We start from the raw sequence: 26,390 nt of genomic DNA on the forward strand, positions 1-26,390 counted from the left end.
AACAACAAGTCCATCCGCGACACCTGCGACCGCGTGCTGTGGCTGGAACGCGGCGAACTGCTGATGGACGGCCCCACCGACGAGGTCATCAAGGCTTACGAGAAGGAGACGGGCAAGTAGTCCTCTTGACACCTGGAAGGCCCCCGCGGTCCGCCCCGCGGGGGCCTTCGACGGTGGAGAGGTGGTCAACTCCGCGGACAACGGGAACAGTTCGTCCGGAAAGGATGTTGACCGGATTGTTGCCCCGGGCTTCGGTACCCACTCGGACGCAAGGGAGATGTACGGCGTAAGCTGTACGGGTGCTGAACAGCACAAGTGGCACAAGTCGGGCAATACTCACCCATGAGGGCGATGAGGGCTCGATCCGGGCGCGTCGCCGGCTGCGGCGTGTCCGAAATAGGATGTTTTAGCTTGGCGGTGTAGAACGGGAGACGTGACGGCAATGGCTACTGGTTCGCTCCGGCACCGAAATGCGCCGGGCAGCCCCCGGTGAGCCGAGACAACGAGCGGGCGCGTCGCGCCTTCCTCCGAAGGGTGGCGGCGGGTGACCGGCGGGACCACACGCGCACCGTGCTCGATCAGGCCGCACACGAGAACTTCCCGGTCGCGCCGTTCTTCCTGCCCCGCGCCTGGCGGGCCGACCTGATGGCCGTGTACGGCTTCGCCCGGCTCGTCGACGACATCGGTGACGGCGACCTCGCGCCCGGCGGCGCCGACGCCGTACTCCTCGGACTCGACCGGGCACAGTTCGACGACCGGCCCGCGCTGCTCGACGCCCTGGAGGCGGACCTGGAGCGCGTCTTCAGCGACCGCGCGCCCGGCCCCAAGCACCCGCTGATGCGCCGCCTCGGCCCGACCGTCCGCCGCTGCGAGCTGACCCCCGAACCGTTCCTCGGCCTGATCGAGGCCAACCGCCAGGACCAGCGGGTGAGCCGCTACGCCACCTACGACGACCTGGTCGCCTACTGCGCGCTGTCCGCCAACCCCGTCGGCCGGCTCGTCCTCGGCATCACCGGCACCGCCAGCCCCGAGCGCATCCGCCGCTCGGACGCCGTCTGCACCGCCCTGCAAATCGTCGAGCACATCCAGGACGTGGCCGAGGACCTCGGGCGCGACCGCATCTACCTCCCCGCCGAGGACCTGAAACGCTTCGGCGTCTCGGAAGCCGATCTGGCCGCGCCGAGCGGGGGCGCATCGGTGCGCGCACTGATCGCCTACGAGGCGGAACGCACCCGTGACCTGCTGGATGAAGGCACCGCGCTGGTGGGTAGCGTCCACGGCAGACTCAAGCTGCTGCTGGCCGGTTTCGTCGCCGGCGGACGTGCCGCACTCCAGGCGGTCGCGGCCGCCGAACACGACGTACTCCCTGGACCGCCCAAACCGACCAAGCTCAGCCTGCTGCGCGAGGTGGGGGCGACATTGCGAAGAGAGGGGTGAGTCGGACCGTGGAGGCAACCGCACACGCGTCCGCGCCGGTGCTCGCTGCATACCGCTACTGCGAAGCCATCACCGGGCAGCAGGCGCGCAACTTCGCCTACGGCATCCGGCTGCTGCCGACCGACAAGCGCCATGCGATGTCGGCGCTCTACGCCTTCTCCCGCCGGGTCGACGACATCGGCGACGGCACTCTGGAGGCCGCCGCCAAGCAGCAGCGCCTGGAGGACACCCGGGCGCTGCTGGCCCGCATCAAGGACGGCCGGCTCGACGAGGACGACACCGACCCGGTGGCCGTCGCCCTCGCCGACGCCGCCCGCCGCTTCCCCATTCCGCTCGACGCGCTGGACGAGCTGATCGACGGCGTGCTGGCCGACGTGCGCGGCGAGACCTACGAGACCTGGGACGAGCTGAAGGTCTACTGCCGCTGCGTCGCCGGCGGCATCGGCCGGCTCTCGCTCGGCGTGTTCGGCACCGTGCCCGGCGCACAGGACGCCGAGCGTGCCGCCGAGTACGCCGACACCCTCGGTCTCGCCCTCCAACTCACCAACATCCTCAGGGACGTTCGCGAGGACGCCGGCAACGGCCGGACCTACCTCCCCGCCGAGGACCTCGCCAAGTTCGGCTGCTCGGCCGGGTTCGACCACCCCGTCCCGCCGCCCGGCTCCGACTTCACCGGCTTGGTCCACCACGAGGTGCAACGCGCCCGCGCGCTGTTCGCCGAGGGCTTCCGGCTGCTGCCGATGCTCGACCGGCGCAGCGGCGCCTGCGTGGCCGCGATGGCCGGCATCTACCACCGCCTGCTCACCCGGATCGCCGCCGAGCCCGAGGCGGTGCTGCGCGGCCGGGTCTCGCTGCCCGGCTGGGAGAAGGCGTTCGTCGCGGTGCGCGGACTGTCCGGGCTCGACGCGCGGGCGATCGGCCGCCGGCAGGCCGTACGGAGGCGCGGATGACCGGCCGGGCCACGCACGACAGCGGTGACCCCGCGTCAGCACCGCGGGCAACCCTCCCCCGGGCGGCTGCGTCCATGATCCGTGTACGGGGGGAGCACACATGACATCCACAGCCACCGCGGTGGTCGTCGGCGGCGGGCTGGCGGGCACCACCGCCGCTCTCGCGCTGGCCGACGCCGGGCTGCGGGTCACCCTCGTCGAGGGCCGCCCCCGGCTGGGCGGACTGGTCTTCTCCTTCCGCCGCGACTCCGCCGCCGGTGAGCTGAGCGTCGACAACGGCCAGCACGTCTACCTGCGCTGCTGCACCGCGTACGGCCGGATGCTGGACCGGCTCGGCGCGGCCCACCTGGTGCCCCTCCAGGACCGGATGGACGTCCCGGTCCTGGACCCCGACCGCATGCGGCTCGGCCGGCTGCGGCGCGCCGCCCTGCCCGTCCCGCTGCACCTCGCCGCCAGCCTCGCGCGCTATCCGCACCTGCCCCCGGCCGAGCGGGCCGGCGTGGTGCGCGCCACCCTCGCGCTCAAGGGCCTCGACCCGGCCGACCCGGTCCTGGACGGCGTCGACTTCGGCAGCTGGCTGCGCCGCCACGGCCAGTCGTCCCGGGCCGTCGAGGCGCTGTGGGACCTGGTCGGCATCGCCACCCTCAACGCCCGGGCCGGCGACGCCTCGCTGGGCCTGGCCGCCAAGGTCTTCAAGACCGGGCTGCTGTCCGCCCCCGGCGCCGCCGACATCGGCTGGTCCCGGGTCCCGCTCGGCGACGTGCACGACGTCCTCGCCCGTACGGCACTGGAGAAGGCCGGGGTGCGGATCGCGCTGCGCACCCGCGCCGCCTCCGTCGACCGGACCGACGGCCGCTGGCAGGTCGCGGTGGAGAACGGCCCGCACGGCGGCGAGCAGCTCACCGCGGACACCGTCGTCCTCGCCGTACCGCAGCGCGAGACGCACGCCCTGCTGCCCGCCGGGGCGCTGGCCGACCGGGACCGGCTGCTGGACATCGGCACCGCCCCGATCCTCAACCTCCACGTCGTCTACGACCGCAAGGTCCTGCGCCGCCCCTTCTTCGCCGCGGTCGGCTCGCCCGTCCAGTGGGTCTTCGACCGCACCGACGCCTCCGGACTGACCCGGACGCCGGGGAACGAACGCTGCCAGTACCTGGCCGTGTCGCAGTCCGCCGCGCAGGAGGAGATCGACCAGCCGGTCGCCAAACTCCGCGCCCGCTACCTCCCCGAGCTGGAACGGCTGCTGCCGGCCGCCCGGGGCGCCCGGATCATCGACTTCTTCGTCACCCGCGAGCGCACCGCGACCTTCGCGCCCGCCCCGGGCGTCGGCAGGCTCCGCCCCGCCGCCCGCACCCAAGCCCCCGGCCTGTTGCTGGCCGGCGCGTGGACCGCCACCGGGTGGCCCGCGACCATGGAGAGCGCTGTGCGCAGCGGCACCGCCGCCGCTCGCGAGGCACTCGACGAACTCGGCTTCCCCCAGGGCCAGTTGCCTCAGGAGGCGGCATGACTACGAGTACCAGCGCTCGCACGAGCACGAGCACCGGAAACAGAGGAGAAACCGTGAATCCGGCTTCCCCAGCTATCGACACCGAGAGCGTCACCGCGCTGCTGGAGCGCGGACGGACACTCGCCACTCCCGTGCTGCGTGCTGCCGTGGGCCGGCTCGCCCCTCCCATGGACACCGTCGCCGCCTACCACTTCGGCTGGATCGACGCCGCCGGCAACCCTGCCTCGGGCGACGGCGGCAAGGCCGTCCGCCCCGCGCTGGCCCTGCTGTCCGCCGAGGTCGCGGGCCGGGCCCCCGAGGTCGGCATCCCCGGCGCGGTCGCCGTCGAGCTGGTGCACAACTTCTCGCTGCTGCACGACGACCTGATGGACGGCGACGAACAGCGCCGGCACCGCGACACGGTCTGGAAGGTGCACGGCCCGGCCCAGGCCATCCTCGTCGGCGACGCCCTGTTCGCCCTCGCCAACGAAATACTGCTGGAGCTCGGCACGGTCGACGCCGGCCGCGCCACCCGCCGGCTGACCCTGGCCACCCGCAAGCTGATCGACGGCCAGGCGCAGGACATCTCCTACGAGCACCGCGAGCGGGTCACCGTCGAGGAGTGCCTGGAGATGGAGGGCAACAAGACCGGCGCGCTGCTGGCCTGCGCGGTCTCCATCGGCGCGGTCCTGGGCGGCGCCGACGACCGGACCGCCGACACCCTGGAGAGGTACGGCTACCACCTCGGCCTCGCCTTCCAGGCCGTCGACGACCTGCTGGGCATCTGGGGCGACCCGGACGCCACCGGCAAGCAGACCTGGAGCGATCTGCGGCAGCGGAAGAAGTCGCTGCCGGTCGTCGCCGCGCTGGCCGCCGGCGGCCCGGCCTCCGAGCAACTGGCCGAGATCCTGGCCGCCGACGCCAAGAAGAGCGAGACCGAGATCGCCGACTTCACCGAGGAGGAGTTCGCCTCCCGGGCGGCCCTCATCGAGGAGGCCGGCGGCCGCGAGTGGACCTCCCAGGAGGCCCGCCGCCAACACGCCACCGCCATCGCCGCGCTCGACGAGATCGACATGCCGGAGAAGGTCCGGGCCCAGCTCGTCGCGCTCGCGGACTTCGTCGTCGTACGAGAAAGATGAGTCCCTATCGAGACCGAATAGATCGCAGTCGCCGGCCGGTGCCTGGGGGTACTCCCCCAGCTAACGCTGGGAGGTGCCCCCACCCACGCCTTTAGGGCAGTGGGGGACGGGCGCCGGCCGACGGAATCCCTGAGCACGCTTTGACAGTTCACTGCAGAAGGGGAAGCCATGACAGCGACGACCGACGGAAGCACCGGGGCGCTGCCGCCCCGGGCCCCTTCGGCCAGCGATGCCACCGCTGAGAAAACGACCGCACCACGCCGCAGGACCGCCACCGCCGCCGCCGAGGACACGGCCGAGGCCGCCCGCCGCGCGACCGCCCGCGCCACCGAACACCTGCTCTCCGTCCAGGACCCGGCAGGATGGTGGAAGGGCGACCTCGAAACCAACGTCACGATGGACGCCGAGGACCTGCTGCTCCGTCAGTTCCTGGGCATCTCGGACCCCCGGACCACCGAGGCCGCCGCCCGCCACATCCGCCGCGAGCAGCGCACCGACGGCACCTGGGCCACCTTCCACGGCGGGCCCGGTGAACTCTCCACCACCATCGAGGCCTACGTCGCCCTGCGGCTCGCCGGGGACGCAACCGACGCCCCGCACATGGCCGCCGCGTCCGCCTGGATCCGCGAGCAGGGCGGCGTCGCCGCCTCCCGGGTCTTCACCCGCATCTGGCTGGCCCTCTTCGGCTGGTGGAAGTGGGAGGACCTGCCCCAGCTCCCACCGGAGCTCATCTTCTTCCCGAAGTGGTTCCCGCTCAACATCTACGACTTCGGGTGCTGGGCGCGGCAGACCATCGTGCCGCTGACCATCGTCTCCGCCAAACGCCCGGTCCGCCCGGCGCCGTTCGCCCTCGACGAGCTGCACACCGATCCGCGCCACCCCGACCCGCCCCGCCCGCTCGCCCCGGCCACCAGCTGGGACGGCGTCTTCCAGCGCCTCGACAAGGCGCTGCGGGTCTACCACAAGGTCGCGCTGCGCAAGCTGCGCCGCACCGCGATGCGCTCGGCGGCCCGCTGGATCATCGAACGGCAGGAGAACGACGGCTGCTGGGGCGGCATCCAGCCGCCCGCCGTGTACTCCGTCATCGCCCTGCACCTCCTCGGCTACGACCTCGACCACCCCGTGCTGCGCGAGGGACTGGCCTCCCTCGACCGGTTCGCGGTCTGGCGCGAGGACGGTTCGCGGATGATCGAGGCCTGCCAGTCCCCGGTCTGGGACACCTGCCTCGCCACCATCGCGCTCGCCGACGCCGGACTGCCCGCCGACCACCCGCAGCTGGTCAAGGCCGCCGACTGGATGCTCGCCGAGCAGATCGACCGGCCCGGCGACTGGAGCGTCAAACGTCCCCAACTCCCGCCCGGAGGCTGGGGGTTCGAGTTCCACAACGACAACTACCCGGACATCGACGACACCGCCGAGGTGGTGCTCGCGCTGCGCCGGGTCAAGCACCCCGACCCGCAGCGGGTGGCCGCGGCGGTGGACCGCGCGGTGCGCTGGAACTTCGGGATGCAGTCCCGGGGCGGCGGCTGGGGCGCCTTCGACGTCGACAACACCAGCCCGTTCCCCAACCGCCTGCCGTTCTGCGACTTCGGCGAGGTCATCGACCCGCCGTCGGCCGACGTCACCGCCCACGTCGTGGAGATGCTCGCCGAGGTCGGCCGCACCCACGACCCGCGCACCCGCCGCGGCCTCGCCTGGCTGCTCGCCGAACAGGAGCCCAGCGGCGCCTGGTTCGGACGATGGGGCACCAACTACCTCTACGGCACCGGCTCGGTGCTGCCCGCGCTCGCCGCGGCCGGCATCCCCGCCTCCCACCCGGCCGTGCGCCGCGCCGTCGGCTGGCTGGAGCGGGTGCAGAACGACGACGGCGGCTGGGGCGAGGACCAGCGGTCGTACGCGGAACCGGACACCTGGGCCGGGCGCGGCGCCTCGACCGCCTCGCAGACCGCGTGGGCGCTGATGGCGCTGCTCGCGGCCGGTGAGCGGGACAGTGAGGCGGTGCGGCGCGGGGTGCGGTACCTGGCCGCGACCCAGCGCGAGGACGGTTCCTGGGACGAGCCGTACTTCACCGGTACCGGCTTCCCCTGGGACTTCTCCATCAACTACCACCTCTACCGCCAGGTCTTCCCGCTGACCGCCCTGGGCCGCTACGTCAACGGCGGACCGGCCGGAGCGCCGGTGGGGGCCTGATGCCGAGACGGTCCCCCGCGCATCGGGAACCCCCGCTGCTGATCGCCTGTGCGCTCGGCATCGAACGGTTCGCGCTGCGCGGGGGAGACCGGGCGACGTCGCCCGGCGAGAGCCGGCCCGGGCTGGTCGTGCTGCGCACCGGCATGGGCCCCCAGGCGGCCGAACGCGCCCTCGCCGACGCGCTCCGTGACGGCGCCGACACCGCCCGTTCGCCCGTCGTCGCCAGCGGCTTCTGTGCCGGCCTCGCGCCCGGTATGCGTCCGGGGGACGTGGTCGTCGCCGAGGCCACCCGGGACCACCGCCCGGGCCTGCCGGACGTGCCCTGCCGCGACAACGGGCCGCTGGTCGGCGCCCTGCGGCAGCGCGGCCTGACCGTGCACCGCGGGCTGCTGCGCGGCTCCGACCACGTCGTACGCGGCGCGGAACGGGCCGAGCTGCACGCCTCCGGCGCGATCGCGGTGGACATGGAGTCCGCCGCCACGCTCCGCACGGCCCGGCGGTCCGGCGCCCGCCCGGTTGCGGCCGTCCGGGTGGTCGTGGACGCTCCAGAACATGAACTCGTCCGCATCGGCACGGTGCGCGGGGGAATATCGGCCTTCCGCGTGCTGCGCAGTGTGCTTCCTGTTTTCTACGAATGGCACCGTTCTTTGCTGCTCCCCAGGAGGTGAGCCAGATGGCCATGCCGCTCCGTCAGTCCATCCGGGTCGGGACCTATCTCTTTGAACAGAAGATGATCCGGCGGCGCGAGAAGTTCCCCCTCATCGTCGAGCTGGAACCGCTCTTCGCATGCAATCTGAAGTGTGAGGGCTGCGGAAAGATCCAGCATCCGGCCGGGGTGCTCAAGCAGCGGATGCCGGTGGCACAGGCGGTCGGCGCGGTCCTGGAGTCCGGCGCCCCGATGGTCTCCATCGCCGGCGGAGAACCCCTGATGCACCCGCAGATCGACGAGATCGTACGGCAGTTGGTCGCCAAGCGGAAATACGTGTTCCTGTGCACCAACGCCATGCTGCTGCGCAAGAAGATCGACGAGTTCACCCCCTCGCCCTATTTCGCGTTCGCGGTGCACATCGACGGAATGCGCGAACGGCACGACGAATCCGTCGCCAAGGAAGGCGTCTTCGACGAGGCGGTCGCGGCGATCAAGGAAGCCAAGCGGCGCGGATTCCGGGTCACCACCAACTCCACCTTCTTCAACACCGACACCCCGCAGACCATCATCGAGGTCCTCAACTTCCTCAACGACGACCTCCAGGTCGACGAGATGATGCTGTCGCCCGCCTACGCCTACGAGAAGGCCCCCGACCAGGAACACTTCCTCGGCGTCGAGCAGACCCGCGAACTGTTCCGCAAGGCGTTCGCCGGCGGCAACCGGCGCCGCTGGCGGCTCAACCACAGCCCGCTCTTCCTGGACTTCCTGGAGGGCAAGGCGGACTTCCCGTGCACGGCCTGGGCGATCCCCAACTACTCGCTGTTCGGCTGGCAGCGCCCCTGCTACCTGATGAGTGACGGATACGTGCCGACGTACCGGGAACTCATCGAGGAGACGGACTGGGACAAATACGGCCGCGGCAAGGACCCGCGCTGCGCCAACTGCATGGCGCACTGCGGCTACGAACCCACCGCCGTCCTCGCCACCATGGGCTCCCTCAAGGAATCCCTCCGAGCGGCCAAGGAGACCGTCGCCGGAAACCGCGGCTGACCGTTCGTAGTCCGGGGGAGCCCGCCGCGGCGGGCTCCCCCCGCCACGGCCGCCGAACGACCCGAGGGGGACCGAACATGACGATGCTGGAACACATCACCGGACCGCGCGACCTCAAGGCGCTCCCCGCCGACCGCCTGCCCCAACTCGCCGAGGAGATCCGGCACTTCCTCGTTCACGCGGTGTCCCGCACCGGCGGCCACCTGGGCCCCAACCTGGGCGTGGTCGAGCTGACCCTCGCCCTGCACCGGGTCTTCGACTCGCCCGCCGACCGCATCCTGTGGGACACCGGCCACCAGTCCTACGTCCACAAGCTGCTCACCGGCCGTCAGGACTTCTCCAAGCTGCGGGCCAAGGGCGGCCTGTCGGGCTACCCCTCGCGGGCGGAGTCGGCGCACGACGTCATCGAGAACAGCCACGCCTCGACGGTGCTGGGCTGGGCGGACGGTCTGGCCAAGGCCAACCAGGTGCGCGGGAAGAAGGACCATGTCGTCGCCGTCATCGGTGACGGCGCGCTGACCGGCGGTATGGCCTGGGAGGCGCTGAACAACATCGCCGCCGCCAAGGACCGCCCGCTGGTCATCGTCGTCAACGACAACGAGCGCTCCTACGCGCCGACCATCGGCGGGCTGGCCAATCACCTCGCCACCCTGCGCACCACCGACGGCTACGAGCGCTTCCTGGCCCGCGGCAAGGACCTGCTGGAGCGCACCCCGGTCGTCGGCAAACCGCTCTACGGCACGCTGCACGGCGCCAAGAAGGGCCTGAAGGACTTCATCGCGCCGCAGGGCATGTTCGAGGACCTGGGCCTGAAGTACCTCGGCCCGATCGACGGACACGACATCACCGCCGTCGAATCGGCACTGCGCCGCGCGGCCGGATTCCACGGCCCGGTCCTGGTGCACTGCCTGACCGAGAAGGGCCGCGGCTACCGGCCCGCCCTGGAGGACGAGGCCGACCACTTCCACACCGTCGGCGTGATGGACCCGCTGACCTGCGCGCCGGTCGCCCCGCCCGGCGCGCCGTCCTGGACGTCCGTCTTCGGCGACGAAATGGTCCGCATCGGCGAGGAACGCGAGGACGTGGTCGCCCTGACGGCGGCGATGCTGCAGCCGGTGGGCCTGGGCAAGTTCGCCGAGGCGTTCCCGGACCGGGTGTGGGACGTGGGCATCGCCGAACAGCACGCGGCCGTCTCCGCGGCGGGCCTGGCCACCGGCGGCCTGCACCCGGTCTTCGCGGTCTACGCCACCTTCCTCAACCGCGCCTTCGACCAGATCCTGATGGACGTCGCGCTGCACAAGTGCGGTGTCACCTTCGTCCTGGACCGGGCCGGCGTCACCGGCACCGACGGCGCCTCGCACAACGGCATGTGGGACATGTCGGTGCTCGGCGTCGTCCCCGGCCTGCGGATCGCCGCCCCGCGCGACGCCGACCAGCTCCGCGCCCAGCTGCGCGAGGCCCTCGACGTGGACGACGCGCCGACCGTGCTGCGCTTCCCCAAGGAATCGGTGGACGACCCGATCCCGGCAGTGGACCGGATCGGCGGGGTGGACGTCCTGCACCGGGCACCGCACCCGGACGTCCTCCTGGTCGCGGTGGGCGTGATGGCACCGGTCTGCCTGCGGGTCGCCGAGCTGCTCGCGGCGCGCGGCGTGGACGCGACGGTCGTCGACCCGCGCTGGGTCAAGCCGGTCGACCCGGCCGTCCCCGAACTCGCCGCCGGCCACGCGCTGGTGGCCGTGGTCGAGGACAACAGCCGCACCGGCGGCGTCGGCTGGGCGGTCGGCCAGGCACTGCGGGACGCAGGAGTCGACGTACCGCTGCGCACCTTCGGCATCCCCGAGCAGTTCCTGCCGCACGCCAAGCGGGCCGAGCTGCTGGCCGACCTGGGCCTGACGCCGGCCGAGATCGCCGGCCGGATCAGCGCCGCGCTGGCCCGTAAGGAGAGCGTCTCATGACCGGATTCGACCTGACGCGCCTGCTCGCGGAGCGCGGCGGCGAGCGGTACGACCTGCACACCCGCCATCTGAACCACCAGCTGCCGCGGATGCTGCACACCATCGGCTTCGACAAGGTCTACGAGCGGGCCGAGGGCGCGTACTTCTGGGACAGCGAGGGCCAGGACTACCTCGACATGCTCGCCGGCTTCGGGGTGATGGGCCTGGGCCGGCACCACCCCGTCGTACGGAAGGCGCTGCACGACGTCCTCGACGCCCAGCTGCCCGACCTCACCCGCTTCGACTGCCAGCCGCTGCCCGGCCTGCTCGCCGAGAAGCTGCTCGGCCACGCCCCCCACCTCGACCGGGTCTTCTTCGGCAACAGCGGCACCGAGGCCGTGGAGACCGCGCTGAAGTTCGCGCGGTACGCCACCGGGAAGCCGCGGATCCTGTACTGCACCCACGCCTTCCACGGCCTGACGACCGGCTCCCTCTCCGTCAACGGCGAGGACGGCTTCCGCGACGGTTTCGCGCCGCTGCTGCCCGACACCGCCGTGCCGCTCGGTGATCTCGACGCGCTGGCACGGGAGTTGACGAAGGGCGACGTCGCCGCGCTGATCGTCGAACCCCTCCAGGGCAAGGGCGTGCACGAGGCACCGCCCGGATATCTGCGGGCCGCACAGGACCTCCTGCACCGGCACAAGGCCCTGCTGATCGCCGACGAGGTGCAGACCGGCCTCGGCCGCACCGGCGACTTCTTCGCCTACCAGCACGAGGACGGCGTCGCACCGGACCTGGTGTGCGTGGCCAAGGCGCTGTCCGGCGGCTACGTCCCGGTCGGCGCGACCCTCGGCAAGGACTGGATCTTCAAAAAGGTCTACTCGTCCATGGACCGCGTACTGGTGCACTCCGCCAGCTTCGGCTCCAACGTGCAGGCGATGGCGGCCGGCCTGGCGGTCCTCGCGGTGATGGAGGACGAGCAGATCGTCGCGCACGCCCGGCACACCGGCGATCTGCTCCGCGGCCGGCTCGCCGAGCTGATCCCGAAGTACGAGCTGCTGCACGACGTACGGGGCCGCGGCCTGATGATCGGCATCGAGTTCGGCCGGCCCACCTCGCTCGGGCTGCGCAGCCGCTGGACGATGCTGCAGGCGGCCCGCAAGGGGCTGTTCGCGCAGATGGTCGTGGTGCCGCTGCTGCAGCGGCACCGCATCCTCACCCAGGTCTCCGGCGACCACCTGGAGGTCATTAAGCTGATCCCGCCGCTGATCATCGGCGAGCGGGAGGTGGACCGGTTCGTCGACGCCTTCACGGCCGTCATGGACGACGCCCACGGTGGCGGCGGCCTGATGTGGGACTTCGGGCGGACGCTGGTCAAACAGGCGGTCGCCCACCGCTGACAGCCCTGGGGGGACGCGATGGTGGCCGCGACGACGGTGCGCTCGGTGAACGGCATGACGGCGCGCTGGGCGCGGGAGGCGGTGGGACAGGCCGGCACGGTCCTCACCGCGGCCGGTGTCTGGCCGCTGCTCGCGCTGCTCGCGGGCCCCTCGGCGGGCCCGGCCCGTACGGAGCTGGCCGAGGCGCTCGGCACCGACCCGGAGACGGCGCCGGCCGAGGGCCGGTCGCTGCTCGCGGCGCTGGACGCGGCCGACGGCGTCGGTGCCGCGGCCGCGCTGTGGGCCCGGCGCACGCTGGCGCTGCGCCCCGAGTGGCGGGACGGTCTGGCGCCGGGCACGCTCGGCGAGCTGACCGGCACCGCGGCGGCGGACCAGGAGGCGCTGGACGCCTGGGCGCGGCGCCACACCGACGGGCTGATCGAGCGGATGCCGGTCGAGATCACCCCCGACCTGCTGCTCGTCCTGGCCAGTGCGCTGCTGGTGCGGACGACCTGGACGGAACCCTTCGGGGAGTTCCCGCTGCGGCTCACCGAAGGCCCCTGGGCGGGGCGCGAGGTGACCGCGCTGAGCCGCTCCGGGGCGGAGGCCGCGCAGGTCAGGGTGCACGGCACCCCGGCCGGCCCGCTGACCGCCGTACGCGTCGAGGGCGACAACGGGCTGGACGTCCATCTGCTGCTCGGCGGGCCCGGGGTGCCGGGCGGCGAGGTGCTCGGGTACGGAGTCGAGGCGCTGGCCGGGCGGTACCCGGCGGTGTCCGGTGCCGCGCTCACCGACGGCGCCGGGCCGGGCCTTGGGGTGACGACGGTGCCGAGCTACGACGGGGTGCCGCGGCTGGACCTCATGACCGTGCGGTTCACCGTCGATGCCGCACATGATCTGCTCAAGCGGCCGGAGCTGTTCGGGCTGACCGCCGCGGCGGACACCTCCCGCGGGCACTTCCCGGGCATCAGCGACCAGCCGCTCGCGGTGTCGGCCGCCCGGCAGCAGGCCACCGCGACCTTCGGCGCGCGCGGTTTCCGGGCGGCGGCCGTCACGGTCATGCCGGTCGCCGCGGGAGCCGTGCCGCCGCCCCCGCCGTACCAGGCGCTGCGGATCACGGCCCGCTTCGACCGGCCCTTCGGGTTCCTCGCGGTGCACCGGGCGTCGGGGCTGGTGCTGACGGCGGGCTGGGTCGCCGAACCCTAGGGGCGCGCGGTCCGGTCAGTCGGTGAGCAGTGCCTCGCGCAGCCGCTCGCGGGTCTCGGGGGCCAGCTTCAGGCCCTCGGTCAGGTACTTCTCCGTCGAGCCCCAGGTCCGCTCGATCGCGTCGTAGGCGGCCGCGAGATAGTCGGTGTGCGCGCCGAACAGCGGCGAGAGCAGCTCCATGACCTCCTGCGACATCCCGACCGCGGAGTTGTCGGAGCGGCGGATCTTGTAGCGGCGGTGCGGGTCGTTGGACTTGAGGTAGTCGGCCTCGATGGCGTCCCGCTCCACCCCGACCGCCAGCAGGGTCACGGCCACGGACAGGCCGGCCCGGTCCTTGCCCGCCGCGCAGTGCATCAGCGCGGGGACGCTGTCCTCGGCGAGCGCGTGCAGCACCCGGCTGTGGTCCTCGGTGCGGGTGGTGATGATGTGCCGGTAGGTGGCGGCCATCCGGGCCGCGGCCTTGCCGTCGCCGAGCGCGGTGCGCAGCTGCTCCAGCTCGCCGTCGCGGACCATCGTCCAGAACTCGGCGCCGTCGGCCGGGTCGGTCAGCGGGATGTTCACGTTGCGCACGCCGGGCAGCGTGACGTCGGGGCCCTCCAGCTTGATGTCCGAGGCGTTGCGGAAGTCGAAGACCGTGTGCAGCCCGAGGCCGGCCAGGAACGCCGTGTCCTCCGCCGTGGCGTGGGCGAGGTGTCCGCTGCGGAACAGTCTGCCCTCCCGTACGCGACGCCCGTCCACGGTCGGCAGCCCGCCCACGTCGCGGAAGTTGCGGACCTCCGCGAGCTCCGGCTGGGCCTGCGGGACCTGCGGCGTCTGCTGCGTCACGGGCGCTCCTCTGGGTCGGTCGCCGACGCTGCTCGTCGACGAGGCGGGGCAGTCCCGACGATACGACATTGATGCAATAGGAAATCAGGCCGCAATCGGAGCGCCGCAGGGCGCGGGGAAGCGCTCAAGAAGCAACCCATGACCGATTCTTATTCCAACTTGAGCAGAATTTGACCTGGTGGCATTAATCACGCCTCGTCAACCCCTGGTTACGGTGGCGTAGGTCACTTCTCAAGGTGAAGTATGTCCTGACGTGGCAGACGATTCGAAGAACATCAGCAGTGGCGCCATGGGTGCCATCGGGTCGTACGCAGCCGTCGGGGACAGCTTCACAGAGGGGGTCGGGGATCCCGGCCCTGACGGGGTGTACATCGGTTGGGCGGACCGGCTCGCGGTCCTGCTCTCGGACCAGCAGGCGGAGGGTGCCTTCCGCTACGCCAACCTCGCCATCAGGGGGCGGCTGCTGGACCAGATCATCGAGGAACAGGTGCCGCGGGCCAAGGAGCTGGCCCCCGACCTGGTGACGTTCTGTGCCGGCGGCAACGACATCCTGCGGCCGGGCTCCGACCCGGACGCGGTCGCCGAGCGCTACGAGGCGGCGGTGGCCGATCTGCGCGCCTCGGTCGGCACGGTCCTGCTCTGCACCGGCTTCGACACCCGCGGGGTCCCGGTGCTCGGTCTCCTGCGCGGGAAGATCGCCACCTACACGGCGCACGTCCGGGCCATCGCGGACCGGCACGGCTGCCCGGTGCTCGACCTGTGGTCGCTGAAGTCCGTACAGGACCGGCGGGCCTGGAGCGAGGACCGGCTGCACCTGTCGGCCGACGGCCACACGCGGGTGGCGCTGCGCGCCGCCCAGGTGCTCGGCCTGCCGGTGCCGGCCGACCCGGACCAGCCCTGGCCGCCGGAGGCGGAGCGGTCGGCCGCCGAGGCGCGGCGCAACAACATCCACTGGGCGCGGGAACACCTGGTGCCGTGGATCGGGCGCCGGCTGCGTGGCGTGTCCTCCGGCGACCACGTCGAGCCCAAGCGGCCCGACCTGCTGCCGCTCTGAACCATTGAAGGCCCCGTCCGCCGACGGCGGAACGGGGCCTCAGTGCGTCGGAGCGCTGGAATACGGCAGGTCCGCCCAGACCACACGGCCCTGCCCGCTGTCGTCCGGGCGCGAGCCCCAGCTGTCGGAGAGCGCGCCGACCAGGAACAGCCCCCGGCCGCACTCCTGGTCCGGACTGCCCGGCTGGACCTGCGGCGCCGAACCGCCGGGGTCGCCCTCGTCCGTGATCTCTATGCGTATGTGCGCGCCGATGAGGGCCATTTCACAGCCGACCTTCTCGCTGCCGGTGTGCCGCACGGCATTGGTGAACAGCTCGGAGACCACCAACTCCACGTCGTCGCGGACTTGTTGAGCCGCGCCCCACTCGGCGAGCAGCGTCTGGACGCGTCTGCGCGCCTCGGGGACGGACGTGCGTCGCGCCGGCAAGTGGAACGCGTCCTGCGGGTGCTGGGCGACGAAGCCGCCGCAGCGCCCTAACGAGGGAGCGTTGTTGGAGGAAGCCACGCCGTAACTATGTGCGATGTCGGTCACCGATGGCAAGGATCACTCTGCAATTTGCAGAATCGTCAGTGCAGTCTGTTCGTCCTGCTGACGGCATGACACACTGCTGAACACTGAAGTCAGTTGGAGGCGATCGGACGTGGCGGACCCACGGTCGGCAGGCGCACCGACCGTCCTGCGGGTGGTGCTCGGCAAGCGACTGCAGGACCTGCGCGAGAAGGCGGGACTCTCCTACGAGCAGGCCGCGGCGGCGCTCGACGTGACCCACGCCACGGTCCGGCGGATGGAGAAGGCCGAGGTCGGGCTCAAACTCCCCTACGTCGAGAAGCTGTTGGCGACCTACGGCGTCACCGACGAGGAGGAGATCGAGGGCTTCCTCAGCCTGGCCCGGGAGGCCAACAAGCCCGGCTGGTGGCACCGCTTCCGGGACGTCCTCCCCGAGTGGTTCAGTGCCTTCGTCAGCCTGGAGGGCGAGGCCAACCTCATCCGCGCCTACCAGCCGCACTACGTCCCCGGACTGCTGCAGACCGAGGACTACGCCACCGCCGTGCTCCGCGCCGGGATGCCGCACGCCTCCGGCGCGGAGATCGACCGCATCGTCGCCCTGCGCAGGGAACGGCAGTCCCTGCTGACCCGCGACAACGCGCCGATGCTCTGGGTGGTCATGGACGAGACCGTCCTGCGGCGCCCGATCGGCGGGCCCAAGGTGATGCGCGACCAGATCACCCGGCTGATGGAGGCCACCGCGCTGCCGAACGTCCGGCTGCAGGTGATGCCCTTCGCCGCCGGCCCGCACCCCGCCATGTACGGACCCTTCCACATCTTCCGTTTCCCGATCCCGGAACTCCCGGACATCGCCTACACGGAGAGCCTCGTCGGAGCCGTGTACTTCGACCAGCGCAACGACGTTTCGCAGTACCTGGAGGCCCTGGACCGGATGTGTGCGCAGGCCGCGCCGGCACACACCACCGAGGCCATTCTGGGTGGCTTTCGCAAGGAGATCTGAACCCCCCATGGATCGCATACGCATCTACAACGGCATGCCCGCCAAAGAACTGGGCACAGAGGGCTGGCACAAACCGTGGAGCGGCGGAAACGGTGGCGAGTGCGTCGAGGCCATGCGGCTGGGGGACGGCCGGATCGCCCTGCGCCAGTCCACCGACCCGGACGGCCCGGCGCTGATCTACACCCACCGCGAGATGGTCAGCTTCATCGAGGGCGCCAAGGCCGGCCACGCCGACTTCCTGCTCACCGCGGCACCGGCCGGCCGGTGCGGCGAGCGGAGGACGGCATGAGCGGGCAGCAACTCCCGCCGGACGGCCCGGACTTCGAGGTCCCGGACTTCGGGCCCTACGCCCCCGGCCCCGAGCACACCGGCTTCACCGCCGAGGAGATCGACACCGGCCGGCCGCACCCGGCCCGGATGTACGACTACTACCTCGGCGGCTGGGACAACTACGAGGTCGACCGGGTGGCCGCCGACCGCGTCATCGAGGTGCACCCCCAGGTACGGCTCAGCGCCCGCGCCAACCGCGCCTTCCTGCGACGCGCGGTGCGTACCGTCGTCGGCGCCGGCGTCCGCCAGCTCATCGACCTCGGCACCGGCATCCCGACCTCGCCCAACACCCACCAGGTGGCCCGCGAGGCCGCCCCCGACTGCCGGGTCGTCTACGTCGACAACGACCCGATCGTCGCCACCCACGCCGGGGCCCGGCTCACCAACGCGGCGCAGACCGGCTTCGTGCTCGGCGACGTCCGCGACCCCAAGGCGATCCTGGACCATCCCGTCGTCCGTGAGCTGATCGACTTCGACCAACCCGTGGCGCTGCTGCTCGTCGCCGTCCTGCACTTCCTCCGGGACGCCGAGGACCCGGCCGGCGTGATCGCCACCCTCGCCGAGGCGCTCCCCGCCGGCAGCCACCTCGTCCTGTCGCACGCCACCGGCGAACCCTACGAGGGCTACCCGGGCGGCCGTACCGACGAGGTCGCCCGGGCGGGCGTGGAGGACGTCTACAAGAGCGCCACCGCCAGCCTCAACCTGCGCTCCAAGGCCGGCATCGAGCCGCTCTTCGGGCCGTTCACCCTCCTCGACCCGGGCGTGGTCCGCGTCCCGCTGTGGCGGCCGGACGGACCGGTACCCGGTGCCGAGGAACTGAACAACACCGTCTTCTACGGCGGGGTCGGCCGCAAGGACTGACCGGCCGGCTCGGCCGCCGTCGCAGGCCCGGGCACGACACCGCGCAGGCCCTCCGGCCCGACGAGGGCGGTGTGGGTGCCCGGCGCGGTGCACGCGTACGCCCCCGCGACCGCACCCAGGCGCGCGCACTCCTCCAGCTGCCGGCCCGCCCGCCGGCCGTACAGGAAGCCGCAGACGAAGGCGTCGCCGGCGCCGTTGCTGTCCACGACGGGGCCCGGCGGCACCGCGGCCGGCACCGGCCGCGGGGTCCGGTCGTCGGGCGTGAGCAGATACGCGCCGCCCGCGCCGGCCGTCGCCACGACCGCCTGCGCCCGGCCCTGCCGCAGGATCTCCCGCATCACCTGCCCGATCCGCTCGCCCGCCCCCGCCGTGCTCAGGAACACCAGGTCCGACCGGAAGGCGAACTCCCGGTGGTGGTCCGTCAGACCGTCCCAGTCGTGCAGATCGGTGGAGACCGGAAGGCCGAGCGCCTCGATGTCGTCGTAGAGGAAGCGGGCGAAGTGGGTGATCGACAGATGCACGTGCCGGGCCCGGCGCAGCACCGGCAGGTAGTGCTCCGGCGGCATCCGCAGGTCGAGCGGGTCGCGCCCGTCGTAGAAGGACATCCGGCGGCCGTCGGGGGCGACGAGGTTGACCGCGCGCCGGGTGCCGTGCGGTGAGACCAGCGGACGGAAGTCCACACCGGTGCCGGCCAGCCGCTCGCGGACCAGGGCCCCGGGCGGGTCGTCGCCGATGAAGTCCACGAATCCGGTGGTCAGTCCGAGCGCCGCGCAGCCCAGCGCGACACCGGTTCCGGTATGGCCGGCCCATTCCCTGATGGGCGCGACCGGGTGGGAGTCGGCGGGCGGTACGGGCAGCGCGCCGACCGGCACGATGGTGTCCACCCCCGACCCGCCCACCACGAGTACGTCATATGCGTCATACGGCTCGGATACCTGCTGGAATGTCACAAGCGTCCCTGCATCCCTTGCTGGTGAGACGAATCCCTTGCTGGTGAGACCGTTTGCGGACCAGTTGTGTCCGCTGCCGGGAGTCTAGACGCAGCCCCGCCCGAAATCGGGATGTCAGGGACAGCGGTGGCACGAGGGGGGAAACGACGTGCAAGACGCCCGCCGGTGCACCGTGACCGGTGCGGAGCGGGTGCGGGCGGGGGCTCGGCGGAGGACTCCCGTACGGCGCCGCGCCGCTCCGGCACCCTTGGGGCGTCTGCCTTGCGGCCCCGCCCGCCCGGTTGCGAAAACCGGCTGCACCACCGGGCGCCCGCGCGCCACGCTGAGGCATGACGTGGACCACGACCCGGAACCCTGACGCGTTCGAGGCGGCCACGGGGGAGTTCCTGCGCGGCCGGCCGGCCGCACACACGGTGCTGCTCTCGGCGGCCTCGGCCCTGCGGACGATCGGCCCCGACGCGTACGGGGACGAGGCCCCGGTGTACGGATAGTGGCGGCCGGCCGGACGGCGGGAGGCCGCGGCCGCGTTCCTCTGGACCCCACCACGGCCGGTCGTGCTCTCACCGATACCGGACGACGCGGCTGCCGCGCTGGCCGACGTACTGGCGCGCGAGCGGCCCCGGCCTGCCGGGGTGAACGGCGCTCGGCCCGCCGCCGAGGCGTTCGCCGCCGCCTGGCAGCAACGGCACGGCGGCACGGTCCGTACCGCCGCCCGGCACCGCCTCCACCGGCTCGCGGAACTGACTCCTCCGCGCCCCGCACCACCCGGCGCCGCCCGCCCCGCCACCCCCGCGGACCGGGACCTGCTCATCGACCGGTTCGCGGCATTCGCCGCCGAGATCGGGGATCCGCCGCCGCGTGACGCCCGTGCGCTCGACGAGCGGATCGCGGGCGGCCGCTGTCTGCTGTGGGAGTACCGAGGCCGCCCGGTCTCGATGGCCTGCGTCACCCGGACGCTGGCCGGCATGGCCCGGGTCGCCCCCGTCCACACCCCGCCCGAGCTGCGCGGGCGCGGCTTCGGCGGGGCGGTCACCGCGGCGGTGTCGGCGGCCGCGCGGTCCTTCGGTGCCCAGGAGGTGGTGCTGTTCGCGGACCTCGCCAATGCCACCAGTAATGCGCTCTACCGAAGGGTGGGGTACCGGGCGGTGGAGGATCATGTCGTACTGGTATTCGACTCCAGGGAAGGGGCCGGTCACGGAATGTGAGATGCGGCCACGGCGTTGAGGTGGAGGCCCGAAGTGGGCGGGGCGCCGGCGGAACCCACCGGTCCCGTGGCCCGTTCACTTCGCGACCGCCCCGACCATGGAGGTGCCGTGCCCGGTTCCCGATCCCGCCGTACCCGACTGTCCGCGCTGCGTCCCGCGAGCTTCGGCGCCCGGCCCACGGGCGAGCGGCTGGCCCGGATACGCAGGTCGCCGCAGTTCGTGGACGGCCAGTTCCGCAACCCGGTGCAGACCCGGCAGCTGCTCGACGGCTCCGCGCTGCCGATGGCGCGCACCCAGCTGAACCGCGAGGGGCGGCTGCGCCGGGCCCCGGTCGGCCGGATCCCGGTGCTCCGCCCGACGGCGGAGCTCGCCGTTCCGCCCGCGTCCGGACTACGGCTGACGTGGATGGGGCATTCGACCGTACTGGCGGAGATCGACGGGCGGCGGGTGCTCTTCGACCCGGTGTGGGGGGAGCGCTGCTCGCCGTTCACCTGGGCGGGCCCGAAGCGGATGCACCCGATGCCCGTCGAGCTGGCCGAGCTGGACCCGGTCGACGCCGTGGTGATCTCCCACGACCACTACGACCACCTCGACATGCCCACGATCCAGGGGCTGATCCGCACCGGCGCGGTCTTCGTCGTCCCGCTGGGCGTCGGCGCCGACCTGGAATTCTGGGGCGTGCCCGCGGAGCGGATCACCGAGCTGGACTGGCACGAGTCCACCCGTGTCGGCGACCTCACCCTCACCGCCACCCCGGCCCAGCACTTCTGCGGCCGCGGCCTGCGCGGTCCGCAGCACACCCTCTGGGCCTCCTGGGTCGTCGCCGGTCCCGGACACCGCATCTTCCACAGCGGCGACACCGGCTACTTCCCCGGCTTCGCGGAGATCGGCGCGGCGCACGGCCCGTTCGACGCGACGATGATCCAGATCGGCGCCTACAGCGAGTTCTGGCCGGACATCCACATGGACCCGGCCGAGGGCGTCCGGTCCCATCTGGACCTCCAGGGCGGCGCACCGACCGGCGTCATGCTGCCGATCCACTGGGGCACCTTCAACCTCGCCCCGCACCCGTGGGCCGAGCCGGCCGAATGGACGCTGAGCGCCGGCCGGAAGGCCGGGGTGACCACCGTCCACCCCAGACCGGGTGAGCCGTTCGAGCCGGCCGGGCCGCCGGCCGGCTATCCCTGGTGGCGGGCGATCGCGGTGCCGCCGGTCCACGGCTGGCCGGCCTGGCCGCCGGTGGCGCCCCCGGCCGTGGAGGCCGATCTCGCGGCGGACCGCTGAGCGGGGCGGTCTGCGGCACCGGGCGCCGGTCAGTCCGCGCGTCCGGTCGCCGCCACCGTCACCCCGAGGCCGATCATCGCGAAGCCGCCCGCGCCGCCGATCAGCGACAGCCGGCGCTCGGACCGGGCGAACCAGCTGCGGGCCGCCGAGGCGGTGAGCCCCCACACCGTGTCCGTGATCAGGCCGATGCCGATCGGCACCAGGCCCAGTACGAGCATCTGGGCGGGCAGCCCGCCCGCCGCCTGGTCCACGAACTGGGGGAGTACGGCCGCGAAGAAGACGATCCCCTTGGGGTTGGTGCAGCCGACGAGCACGCCGTCGGCGACCGTCCGCAGATCGCCGCGGGCCCGCGGCCCGGCCGGCTGCACGGCGGCGATCTTCATGTCCTTGCGGTGCCGGAACGCCTGCACGCCGAGGAAGACGAGGTAGGCCGCACCGGCCAGCTTCACGGCCAGGAAAACCGCGGCGGACCGCTCGACCAGCGCCCCGAGACCGAACGCCACCGCGGCCACCAGCAGGTACGAACCGAGCACATTGCCCAGGACCGTGGCCAGCGCGGTCCGGCGGCCGTGCGCCAAGGCCCGCCCGATCACGAAGAGCACGCTCGGACCCGGAATCACGATCACCAACAGCGACATCACCGCGAACGCCAACAGCCGGTCGGCCGACACCATATTCCTCACCTCGGCGGCCATTGAACCAGCCGCGACCGGCCCCGCACGAGGCCGGGGGCCTGGAAGATCCCGCGCTACTCGGCCGTTTCCTTGGGCGGGCTCATCCACACCGTGGTGTCGCAGACGTTCAGCAGAGAGCGCCGGCCGGACTCGTCCCGGGCGGTTATGGACCGCTGGGCGGGGTCGTGCGGTGCGGCCACCGTCGCCTCCACATTGCTGACCAGACACTCGCCGGACGGGTCGCCGGGCTCGGAATCCTGGTAGCGCAGGCCCGTCGTCACCGTGCCGCCGGCGCGCAGGTCGATGGGCGGCGGGACCGAGCCGCGGCCCTTGCCGTCGGCCAGGGGCCCCTTGCCGACGTGCACCTCGAAGAACGGGTAGCCGCCGAAGACGCACGGCCGGGACGTTTTGTTGACGATCGTCAGCCGGGCGTTACGGTGCGTGCTGTGTGCCGGCTTCTTGAGCACGGTGAGCTTCCACCGCAGGCCCTTGGTGGTGCAGTTGGCGTGCAACGCCGCCATGCGCGGCGAACCGCAGCCGGTCAGGCCGAGACCGGCGGAGACGGTCAGTACGAGCGCGGCCGATGTCGCCGCGAGAAGTGAACGCCGCCGCACGGCTCCCCCATTCCTCACGAATTCTTTCCCTGCCGTGTAAGGAGGGGTTTGACGCGCGGTCGGTTGCCCGGGACCGCGGTGCTCGTGAGGAAGATCTCTCCGGCGGCGGTGCACTCCGTCCCGTCAGGGTGGGACTTTCAGCGGGTCTTGAACGATGTGCGGAGGGCGGCCCGGTCCTCCCAGGAGTCCGCCGCCGGCCCCTTGGTCATGTCGGTGAAGAAGCTGTCGTGCCGGAGGAAGAAGTCGGCGCGTTCCTCGCCGGTCATGCCCGCCACCTCGGCGAGGCCCTCGAAATACCCCTCGCGCGCCGCGCCGGGAGCGAACAGCATCAGGAATTCGGCCGGTTCACCGGAAATGTTCCCGAACGAGTGCACCCCGCCCGGAGGGATGGAGAGGTAATCGCCCCGCGACGCGTCGAACCAGCGCTCGCCGTCGAAGACGTGTATCTCCCCCGACAGCACGTAGAACGACTCGGACATCGTTTTGTGGAAATGCGGACTGGTGCCGCCCACCGCCGGCCCCATGCGGTTCTGGTAGAGCCCGAAGAGCCCGTCCGTCGTCAGCCGGTCGACAGGTAGTGGTAGGTGTTGCCGCCGGGCGCGGTGTAGTCCGGCGGTGTGCCGGCCGGCCGGAAGGTCGCGCTGATCTCACCCTCGTCGTGCGGGTAGCGGATCTCGGGATAGTCGGGCGACAAGAACGTCATGGGTGCTCGTCGGAAAGGGATGCGAGGTCAGGACGGTTCTCGGGACAGCGGGGGAGTCTTCGGCGGGGCGTAGAGGCACAGGAAGTCGCGTACGCCGTCGGTGACGATGTCCCGGAGGGTCGGCTCCGGGAGGGGGAGGGCGCCGTAGAACGAGCGGATCAGCACGTCGTTCATGGTGAGCGTGTTGAGCCGGTTCGCCGCCCGCTCCGCGTCGTCGAGGACGAGCAGCCCGCGGTCGGCGATCCTCTGCAGATAGGGCGCGAGACGCTGGTGGGCGGAGGGCGGGCCGTGCGCCCTCCACTTCTCCAGCACGGCGGCGGGCAGCCGGGTCACCTCCGCGTGGATCGAGCGGACCAGCGCGAAGTGCTCGGGGAACTCGGTCACCGCCTGCGCCCGCGCCAGGCAGAAGGCGGTCAGGTCCTCCTCCAGATCCACGATCTTCCGCAGATGCCGCTCCATCAGGACGCGCACGGCGTCGGTGACCGCGTCGGCGCCTTCGAGGGCCACGGAGAGGAACAACTGCTCCTTGTCCGCGAAGTGGTTGTAGAGGGTGCGCTTGGAGACGCCCGCCTCGGCGGCGATCACATCGACCCCGGCCCGGGCGTACCCCTCACGGCCGAACACCAGGCGCGCGGCCTGCGCAATGGCCCGTCGCTTGTCGGGCAGCCCGCCGCGACGGGCGGGGGTGGGGAGGGACATGGGAGTGAGTGGAGGAGTTGCACCGGTCGGTGTTTCGGCGCGCCGCCGGACCGTTCAAGCCAGGGGGTGGGCGTCCCGGGAATACCGTGTCGCCATGGTGCGTGCCGGTGGGCCTCAGGCCGATCGACCGGACCGGCCCGCGGTTCCGAGCCGGTCGCTGGCCCCGCTTCTCGCGGTCTGTGCGGGCTACTTCATGGTCATCCTGGACGTGACCGTGATCAACGTCGCCGTACCGGTGGTGGGGCGGGAGCTGTCGGCCTCGCTCACCGGCATCCAGTGGATCACGGACGGCTACACCCTGGTCTTCGCCGGCCTGCTGCTCACCGGCGGCGCGCTGGGGGACCGGCTGGGCAACCGCCGGATCTTCTGCACCGGGGTGGTGGTGTTCACCGTCGCCTCGGCCGGCTGCGGGCTGGCCCGGAGCGCCGGGTTTCTGGTCGCCGCCCGGCTGTGCGAAGGACTCGGCGCGGCACTGATCGTGCCCGGTTCCCTCGCGCTCCTCCAGCAGGCGTATCCCTCACCCGCCGAGCGCTCCCGGGCCTTCGGCCTCTGGGGCTCCATGGCCGGCATCGCCGCCTCCGCCGGTCCGCTCCTCGGCGGTCTGCTGGTGACCACCGTGGGCTGGCGCTGGGTGTTCTTCCTCAACCTGCCCGTCGGATGCCTCTGCTTGCTGCTGACGCTCCGTCATGTGGCCGTTTCTGCGCGGCGTGCGGACCGCCCCCTCGACTGGCCGGCGCAGTGCGCGCTGATCGCGACGGTGGCCCTGCTGACCGCCGTCCTCAACGAGGCGGGACGGCGCGGCTGGACGGACCCCCTGATCCTCACCGGAGCCGGCCTGTGCCTCCTGACAGCCGCCGGATTCGTGCTGCGCGAACACCTCGCCCGCACCCCCGTGCTGCCCCTGCGACTGCTGCGCTCCCGCCCGATGAGCGGGGCGGCGGCCATCGGCCTGCTGTTCAACTTCGCCTTCTACGGCATGATCTTCACCGCCAGCCTCTCCTTCCAGCACCACCGCGGTCTGACCGCACTGCGCACCGGGCTCGCCCTCTTCCCGGCCGTGGCCATGACGATGTTCGCCTCCGTCCTGTCCGGACGACTGGCACGCCGCACCGGACACCGGCCCCTCGTGGTGACCGGCATGCTCCTGGGATCGGCGGGGCTGGCCGGCTGGGCCGCCGCGGGACAGAACCCGGACTACGTCCTGCTGGTGGCGCCGATGATGGCGGCGGGCTTCGGCACGTCCTTCGCCCTCACCGGATCAACGGCCACCGTGATGGCGGCCGCCCCCGACACCTACGCCGGCACCGCCTCGGCTCTGTTCAACACCACCCGCCAGGTCGGCAGCGCCGCCGGCGTCGCGCTGGGAGGCTCCCTGCTGGCCGGCACCGCCGGCTTCACCACCGGCCTGCGGATCAGCATGGCCATCGGTGCCACCGCCTATCTGACGGCCGCCACCCTCGCCCTCTTCTGCATCCCCCGGCCGAGCCCGTCCCGCGCCGCCGGCTGAGCCGGTCCGGGTGCTCGCGGAGGGGCTCACACGTAGCGCCGTCCCGCCGCGGGGAGGGTGACGGCGTAGAGGGTGAGGACCGCGGCGAGGAGTGCGGAGTACAGCGGTGGCGGGGCGGACATGTCCAGGGTGGCGGCCACGGGGGGCAGGGGGAGCAGGAGGCCGATGACGGCGAGGGCGGTGACGGCGAGGTGGACCGGGCCGGCCGGCGGCCGGGCCGCGCGCTGCGCGAGGGCGGACGGACCACTTGCACCCGCGCGCCGTGCGGGCGCGTACGGCCGGCCGCCCGCACGGGAGGGGGCCGCCGCCCGGTGTCGCGGTGGTCCCGGGCCCGTGGTCTCAGGCGCCGAAGGACCGCAGGTCCGCCGGGGCGACCGCGGGCCGGCCGCCGCGCCGGGCGTCCAGCCGGTCGAACAACAGGCGCACCACCGCCACGACATCGGGGTCGTCGACGACGTACACGACCCGGCGACCCTCCCGGCGCGAGCGCACCAGACCGGCGAGCTTCAGCTTCGTCAGATGCTGGCTGACCGCCGGCAGCGCCCCGCCGATCCGCTCCGCGAGCCCGCTCACATCGCGTTCGCCCTGCGTCAGCGCCCACACGATGTGCAGCCGCGGGGGAGCGGCCAGCAGTCCGAACACCGCGGCCGCCTCGCCCAGCACCTCGGCGGCCGGGTCGTCCACCGCGCCGCCGTCCCCCTTGCCGCGTCCCACCACTGCCGTCTCCGTCCCCCTGGTGGGACGCCGTTCCCGT

27 protein-coding genes and 1 pseudogene are annotated in these 26,390 nt (G+C 72.4%); 19 read left to right on the forward strand and 9 right to left on the reverse strand.

The features are described from left to right. The 11 genes and pseudogenes from ACZ7MX_RS38315 to ACZ7MX_RS38365 all read left to right on the forward strand — a co-directional run. A pseudogene (locus ACZ7MX_RS38315) lies at window positions 1–120 on the forward strand (ABC transporter ATP-binding protein); the annotation flags it as partial. 450 nt (window positions 121–570) lie between these two features. Further along, window positions 571–1,437: a squalene synthase HpnC gene (gene hpnC / locus ACZ7MX_RS38320; RefSeq protein ID WP_472139154.1), complete on the forward strand. Its 867-nt coding sequence runs from the start codon at window positions 571–573 to the stop codon at window positions 1,435–1,437. Further along, on the forward strand, window positions 1,434–2,387 hold the full coding sequence (gene hpnD / locus ACZ7MX_RS38325; protein ID WP_472139156.1) for a presqualene diphosphate synthase HpnD: 954 nt from the start codon (window positions 1,434–1,436) through the stop codon (window positions 2,385–2,387). Before hpnC ends, hpnD begins: the two co-directional genes overlap by 4 nt. Window positions 2,388–2,487: 100 nt before the next feature. Continuing rightward, complete coding sequence (gene hpnE / locus ACZ7MX_RS38330) at window positions 2,488–3,894, forward strand: hydroxysqualene dehydroxylase HpnE (protein WP_472139158.1); 1,407 nt, start codon at window positions 2,488–2,490, stop codon at window positions 3,892–3,894. Window positions 3,895–3,947: 53 nt separating this feature from the next. After that, complete coding sequence (locus ACZ7MX_RS38335) at window positions 3,948–5,012, forward strand: polyprenyl synthetase family protein (protein ID WP_472139160.1); 1,065 nt, start codon at window positions 3,948–3,950, stop codon at window positions 5,010–5,012. Window positions 5,013–5,180: 168 nt separating this feature from the next. After that, window positions 5,181–7,202, forward strand: a complete 2,022-nt coding sequence (gene shc, locus ACZ7MX_RS38340) for a squalene--hopene cyclase (protein WP_472139162.1) — start codon at window positions 5,181–5,183, stop codon at window positions 7,200–7,202. After that, window positions 7,202–7,870, forward strand: coding sequence for a phosphorylase family protein (locus ACZ7MX_RS38345; protein WP_472139164.1), 669 nt, complete (start codon window positions 7,202–7,204; stop codon window positions 7,868–7,870). Before shc ends, ACZ7MX_RS38345 begins: the two co-directional genes overlap by 1 nt. Window positions 7,871–7,875: 5 nt before the next feature. Further along, window positions 7,876–8,901 carry an adenosyl-hopene transferase HpnH gene (hpnH, locus tag ACZ7MX_RS38350; protein ID WP_472139166.1) on the forward strand — a complete coding sequence of 342 codons (1,026 nt, stop codon included), beginning with the start codon at window positions 7,876–7,878 and terminating at the stop codon, window positions 8,899–8,901. Window positions 8,902–8,978: 77 nt separating this feature from the next. After that, on the forward strand, window positions 8,979–10,859 hold the full coding sequence (dxs, locus tag ACZ7MX_RS38355) for a 1-deoxy-D-xylulose-5-phosphate synthase (RefSeq protein ID WP_472139168.1): 1,881 nt from the start codon (window positions 8,979–8,981) through the stop codon (window positions 10,857–10,859). Next, entirely contained in the window at window positions 10,856–12,238 is a 1,383-nt protein-coding gene (locus ACZ7MX_RS38360; protein ID WP_472139170.1) for an aspartate aminotransferase family protein, read from the forward strand. Before dxs ends, ACZ7MX_RS38360 begins: the two co-directional genes overlap by 4 nt. Before the next feature lie 18 nt (window positions 12,239–12,256). Further along, window positions 12,257–13,423, forward strand: a complete 1,167-nt coding sequence (locus tag ACZ7MX_RS38365) for a serpin family protein (RefSeq protein ID WP_472139172.1) — start codon at window positions 12,257–12,259, stop codon at window positions 13,421–13,423. Between the two features lie 15 nt (window positions 13,424–13,438). Here the strand turns inward: ACZ7MX_RS38365 and ACZ7MX_RS38370 are convergent, their stop codons facing one another. Continuing rightward, window positions 13,439–14,248, reverse strand: a complete 810-nt coding sequence (locus ACZ7MX_RS38370) for a tyrosine-protein phosphatase (RefSeq protein WP_472139174.1) — start codon at window positions 14,246–14,248, stop codon at window positions 13,439–13,441. Between the two features lie 253 nt (window positions 14,249–14,501). On the opposite strand from ACZ7MX_RS38370, the gene ACZ7MX_RS38375 reads away from it, so the two are divergent. Continuing rightward, the gene (locus ACZ7MX_RS38375; protein ID WP_472139175.1) at window positions 14,502–15,302 is read left to right on the forward strand and encodes an SGNH/GDSL hydrolase family protein; all 801 of its coding nucleotides are present in this window, start codon (window positions 14,502–14,504) and stop codon (window positions 15,300–15,302) included. A gap of 39 nt (window positions 15,303–15,341) precedes the next feature. Here ACZ7MX_RS38375 and ACZ7MX_RS38380 read toward each other — a convergent pair whose 3' ends face one another. Beyond that, window positions 15,342–15,806, reverse strand: coding sequence for an ATP-binding protein (locus tag ACZ7MX_RS38380; RefSeq protein WP_472139177.1), 465 nt, complete (start codon window positions 15,804–15,806; stop codon window positions 15,342–15,344). A gap of 136 nt (window positions 15,807–15,942) precedes the next feature. Between ACZ7MX_RS38380 and ACZ7MX_RS38385 the strand changes: the two genes are divergently transcribed. From ACZ7MX_RS38385 to ACZ7MX_RS38395, 3 genes are read left to right on the forward strand one after another with little or no spacing between them, the layout of a single operon-like run. Further along, complete coding sequence (locus ACZ7MX_RS38385) at window positions 15,943–16,809, forward strand: helix-turn-helix domain-containing protein (RefSeq protein WP_030813598.1); 867 nt, start codon at window positions 15,943–15,945, stop codon at window positions 16,807–16,809. 7 nt (window positions 16,810–16,816) lie between these two features. Then, window positions 16,817–17,098 (forward strand): DUF397 domain-containing protein, encoded by a 282-nt coding sequence (locus tag ACZ7MX_RS38390; protein ID WP_472139179.1) that lies wholly within the window; start codon window positions 16,817–16,819, stop codon window positions 17,096–17,098. Next, window positions 17,095–18,000 (forward strand): SAM-dependent methyltransferase, encoded by a 906-nt coding sequence (locus ACZ7MX_RS38395; protein WP_472139181.1) that lies wholly within the window; start codon window positions 17,095–17,097, stop codon window positions 17,998–18,000. Before ACZ7MX_RS38390 ends, ACZ7MX_RS38395 begins: the two co-directional genes overlap by 4 nt. On the opposite strand, the gene ACZ7MX_RS38400 is transcribed toward ACZ7MX_RS38395, so the two are convergent. Continuing rightward, window positions 17,973–18,950, reverse strand: a complete 978-nt coding sequence (locus ACZ7MX_RS38400; RefSeq protein WP_472139183.1) for a carbohydrate kinase family protein — start codon at window positions 18,948–18,950, stop codon at window positions 17,973–17,975. The genes ACZ7MX_RS38395 and ACZ7MX_RS38400 overlap by 28 nt on opposite strands. A 329-nt stretch (window positions 18,951–19,279) precedes the next feature. On the opposite strand from ACZ7MX_RS38400, the gene ACZ7MX_RS38405 reads away from it, so the two are divergent. The 3 genes from ACZ7MX_RS38405 (at window position 19,280) to ACZ7MX_RS38415 (ending at window position 21,439) form a co-directional block, all read left to right on the forward strand. After that, on the forward strand, window positions 19,280–19,441 hold the full coding sequence (locus ACZ7MX_RS38405; protein WP_472139185.1) for a hypothetical protein: 162 nt from the start codon (window positions 19,280–19,282) through the stop codon (window positions 19,439–19,441). Between the two features lie 63 nt (window positions 19,442–19,504). Continuing rightward, window positions 19,505–20,155: a GNAT family N-acetyltransferase gene (locus ACZ7MX_RS38410; protein ID WP_472139187.1), complete on the forward strand. Its 651-nt coding sequence runs from the start codon at window positions 19,505–19,507 to the stop codon at window positions 20,153–20,155. A 108-nt stretch (window positions 20,156–20,263) separates the two neighbouring features. Beyond that, entirely contained in the window at window positions 20,264–21,439 is a 1,176-nt protein-coding gene (locus ACZ7MX_RS38415; protein ID WP_472139188.1) for an MBL fold metallo-hydrolase, read from the forward strand. A 29-nt stretch (window positions 21,440–21,468) separates the two neighbouring features. On the opposite strand, the gene ACZ7MX_RS38420 is transcribed toward ACZ7MX_RS38415, so the two are convergent. The 5 genes from ACZ7MX_RS38420 to ACZ7MX_RS38440 form a co-directional block, all read right to left on the reverse strand. Then, a complete protein-coding gene (locus tag ACZ7MX_RS38420) occupies window positions 21,469–22,113 on the reverse strand; it encodes a LysE family translocator (RefSeq protein ID WP_472139190.1) in 645 nt (214 codons plus the stop codon). A gap of 74 nt (window positions 22,114–22,187) precedes the next feature. After that, a complete protein-coding gene (locus ACZ7MX_RS38425; RefSeq protein WP_472139192.1) occupies window positions 22,188–22,727 on the reverse strand; it encodes a DUF4232 domain-containing protein in 540 nt (179 codons plus the stop codon). A 137-nt stretch (window positions 22,728–22,864) separates the two neighbouring features. Further along, window positions 22,865–23,206, reverse strand: coding sequence for a cupin domain-containing protein (locus ACZ7MX_RS38430; RefSeq protein WP_472139194.1), 342 nt, complete (start codon window positions 23,204–23,206; stop codon window positions 22,865–22,867). Between the two features lie 80 nt (window positions 23,207–23,286). Next, entirely contained in the window at window positions 23,287–23,430 is a 144-nt protein-coding gene (locus ACZ7MX_RS38435) for a hypothetical protein (protein ID WP_472139195.1), read from the reverse strand. 27 nt (window positions 23,431–23,457) lie between these two features. Next, entirely contained in the window at window positions 23,458–24,129 is a 672-nt protein-coding gene (locus tag ACZ7MX_RS38440) for a TetR/AcrR family transcriptional regulator (protein WP_472139197.1), read from the reverse strand. A gap of 94 nt (window positions 24,130–24,223) precedes the next feature. Here ACZ7MX_RS38440 and ACZ7MX_RS38445 point away from each other — a divergent pair, with 94 nt between their 5' ends. After that, window positions 24,224–25,636: an MFS transporter gene (locus ACZ7MX_RS38445; protein ID WP_472139198.1), complete on the forward strand. Its 1,413-nt coding sequence runs from the start codon at window positions 24,224–24,226 to the stop codon at window positions 25,634–25,636. A gap of 339 nt (window positions 25,637–25,975) precedes the next feature. Here the strand turns inward: ACZ7MX_RS38445 and ACZ7MX_RS38450 are convergent, their stop codons facing one another. Then, window positions 25,976–26,350 (reverse strand): ArsR/SmtB family transcription factor, encoded by a 375-nt coding sequence (locus ACZ7MX_RS38450; protein WP_472139200.1) that lies wholly within the window; start codon window positions 26,348–26,350, stop codon window positions 25,976–25,978. Window positions 26,351–26,390: the final 40 nt, after the last annotated feature.

The sequence above is a fragment of the Streptomyces sp. NPDC107765 genome (genome assembly GCF_055657085.1).

What these genes read in the sequence shown, in the direction of transcription:
- hpnE (WP_472139158.1), top strand. Translation starts at nt 2,488, where the DNA reads ATGACATCCACAGCCACCGCGGTGGTCGTCGGCGGCGGGCTGGCGGGC.
- shc (WP_472139162.1), top strand. Translation starts at nt 5,181, where the DNA reads ATGACAGCGACGACCGACGGAAGCACCGGGGCGCTGCCGCCCCGGGCC.
- ACZ7MX_RS38345 (WP_472139164.1), top strand. Translation starts at nt 7,202, where the DNA reads ATGCCGAGACGGTCCCCCGCGCATCGGGAACCCCCGCTGCTGATCGCC.
- hpnH (WP_472139166.1), top strand. Translation starts at nt 7,876, where the DNA reads ATGGCCATGCCGCTCCGTCAGTCCATCCGGGTCGGGACCTATCTCTTT.
- dxs (WP_472139168.1), top strand. Translation starts at nt 8,979, where the DNA reads ATGACGATGCTGGAACACATCACCGGACCGCGCGACCTCAAGGCGCTC.
- ACZ7MX_RS38360 (WP_472139170.1), top strand. Translation starts at nt 10,856, where the DNA reads ATGACCGGATTCGACCTGACGCGCCTGCTCGCGGAGCGCGGCGGCGAG.
- ACZ7MX_RS38365 (WP_472139172.1), top strand. Translation starts at nt 12,257, where the DNA reads ATGGTGGCCGCGACGACGGTGCGCTCGGTGAACGGCATGACGGCGCGC.
- ACZ7MX_RS38390 (WP_472139179.1), top strand. Translation starts at nt 16,817, where the DNA reads ATGGATCGCATACGCATCTACAACGGCATGCCCGCCAAAGAACTGGGC.
- ACZ7MX_RS38395 (WP_472139181.1), top strand. Translation starts at nt 17,095, where the DNA reads ATGAGCGGGCAGCAACTCCCGCCGGACGGCCCGGACTTCGAGGTCCCG.
- ACZ7MX_RS38405 (WP_472139185.1), top strand. Translation starts at nt 19,280, where the DNA reads ATGACGTGGACCACGACCCGGAACCCTGACGCGTTCGAGGCGGCCACG.
- ACZ7MX_RS38420 (WP_472139190.1), bottom strand. Translation starts at nt 22,113, where the DNA reads ATGGTGTCGGCCGACCGGCTGTTGGCGTTCGCGGTGATGTCGCTGTTG.
- ACZ7MX_RS38430 (WP_472139194.1), bottom strand. Translation starts at nt 23,206, where the DNA reads ATGTCCGAGTCGTTCTACGTGCTGTCGGGGGAGATACACGTCTTCGAC.
- ACZ7MX_RS38435 (WP_472139195.1), bottom strand. Translation starts at nt 23,430, where the DNA reads ATGACGTTCTTGTCGCCCGACTATCCCGAGATCCGCTACCCGCACGAC.
- ACZ7MX_RS38440 (WP_472139197.1), bottom strand. Translation starts at nt 24,129, where the DNA reads ATGTCCCTCCCCACCCCCGCCCGTCGCGGCGGGCTGCCCGACAAGCGA.
- ACZ7MX_RS38445 (WP_472139198.1), top strand. Translation starts at nt 24,224, where the DNA reads ATGGTGCGTGCCGGTGGGCCTCAGGCCGATCGACCGGACCGGCCCGCG.